This is a genomic window from Elizabethkingia argenteiflava (assembly GCF_009904105.1).
GTDB lineage: Bacteria > Bacteroidota > Bacteroidia > Flavobacteriales > Weeksellaceae > Elizabethkingia > Elizabethkingia argenteiflava.
Genome location: NZ_JAAABJ010000385.1, coordinates 1 through 1,579 on the forward strand (window position 1 = coordinate 1; position 1,579 = coordinate 1,579).

Here is a 1,579-nt window from a genome sequence, read left to right on the forward strand (position 1 = left end):
ATTTTTTTCAATTGAAAAGAAAAATCCTTATTTTTGAGAATAAGAAAAGGTGTTCTTTATCAAAAGGTTGCGTTCGCGCGAGCAATTTGTTGAGTAGATGTGGTTGTCTACTGACCCACTGGCAGAGAAGTTCCCGGGACGATCTCCTTATGAGTATACCTTTAATAATCCTACAAAATATATTGATCCTGATGGCAGGGAACCTATAGATGGGGGGCCTGGTCCTAGATATACGTTTAACATGGCAAGTTTTATTTCTTCAAAAACTACTAAAGATCCTCTAGGCAGAGTTTACGCAGGAGATGCAAGAGGACCTTCTTTGAGTGTGAATTCTACAGCAAGAGGAAGAGCTATTTTTTCCTATAATACGGATAATTCTAAATATTCTGTAGTAAGTGCAGGAGCAAGTATTACAGAAAGAGAAGGTTTCTTTACATATGATAAAGATAGAGCAGCTGTAAATTACAATATAAATCAAAAGGGAAATAATTTATCTATAGAGTATAGTACTAAAAATCCTTTAACACCGCAGTTACTGACTCCTGAAGTAAATGTGAATGCTAACATTTCCACTTACTATGATAAAAATAATAGTACGTTGAGTATTGTTTATACAGTTATGAGTGATGGTTATCCTTCCACAGAGAGTTTTATAAGTGATTCTAATAATATTAGAATATTTTTAGGCGTGAAGAAAGAGCAGGGGACCCCAGTTTCACAACTTCCAGGGAATGCTGATACGAAGGCTTTTTCAGGAATGCTCATTATAGGCCTTGATGATAAAGGTAACTTTAAAAATATCTTGAATAGCGGAAAAATAGAACAAATAAAAGATCACAATGAAAGCGTTATTAAAAATTTTGGTAAGTAAAAATGTTGTAGTTCTAATGATACTTTTAGGTATGTTGTGTTTTGGTTATTATTTTTATAATTATAAAACACGGGCTAAAAAAATGATTATCAATGTTTCTAGTGAGTATAGTGGGTATATTGTTATTTTCTTCGATCAGAATAAAGATAATGTAAAAAGTAAATTTAGGTTCCCTACTCACTATGTAGATATCCCTAAAAATGGAATTATACGAACCCATTTAAAAGCTTCACAAACATTTGATTGTGATATTAAAATAAATGGCAAGGAAGTTAGAAATTATAGTTTACATTTAAATGATGGCACTGTAAAAGATAAACATACTTTCGGTATCTATATTGACGAATATGTAGCAGGAGAAGGTAAAGGTAATGTTGAATCGAATTTTAAAGAAAAATATTCTGTTATTTTACTTGGTAAACGATCAGATGTTGATAGTATTCGTTATCCAGATCCATCTATGATAGAGCGAATGTATAAATATAATGTATCGGGAGAGATTAAAAACTGGATAAAGAAGAAAAGATGAAGAGATAGGTAAGATCCTTGTTTTGTAAGATTTCGGGTTATAGATAATAAGCTATTACTACTACGGCGCAAGGTATTACAACCCTAGGGTATCCCTGTGGTTAAATGTGGATCCTCTAGCGGAGAAAATGCCAAGCTGGTCGCCGTACAGTTATAGCTTCAATAATCCTGTAAATTTCG

3 protein-coding genes are annotated in these 1,579 nt (G+C 32.9%); all 3 read left to right on the forward strand.

The annotated features are described in order from the left end of the window. Positions 1-97: 97 nt before the first annotated feature. On the forward strand, positions 98-871 hold the full coding sequence (locus GNY06_RS04540) for a hypothetical protein (RefSeq protein WP_166518997.1): 774 nt from the start codon (positions 98-100) through the stop codon (positions 869-871). Beyond that, positions 840-1,400, forward strand: coding sequence for a hypothetical protein (locus GNY06_RS04545; protein WP_166518998.1), 561 nt, complete (start codon positions 840-842; stop codon positions 1,398-1,400). Before GNY06_RS04540 ends, GNY06_RS04545 begins: the two co-directional genes overlap by 32 nt. A 46-nt stretch (positions 1,401-1,446) precedes the next feature. Continuing rightward, positions 1,447-1,579: RHS repeat-associated core domain-containing protein (locus tag GNY06_RS13480; protein ID WP_317163744.1), on the forward strand; the 133-nt coding region annotated here is incomplete at its 3' end.

Bases quoted from the DNA above. Each gene is read 5' to 3' on its own strand.
- GNY06_RS04545 (WP_166518998.1), top strand. From the start codon at position 840: ATGAAAGCGTTATTAAAAATTTTGGTAAGTAAAAATGTTGTAGTTCTA.
- GNY06_RS04540 (WP_166518997.1), top strand. From the start codon at position 98: ATGTGGTTGTCTACTGACCCACTGGCAGAGAAGTTCCCGGGACGATCT.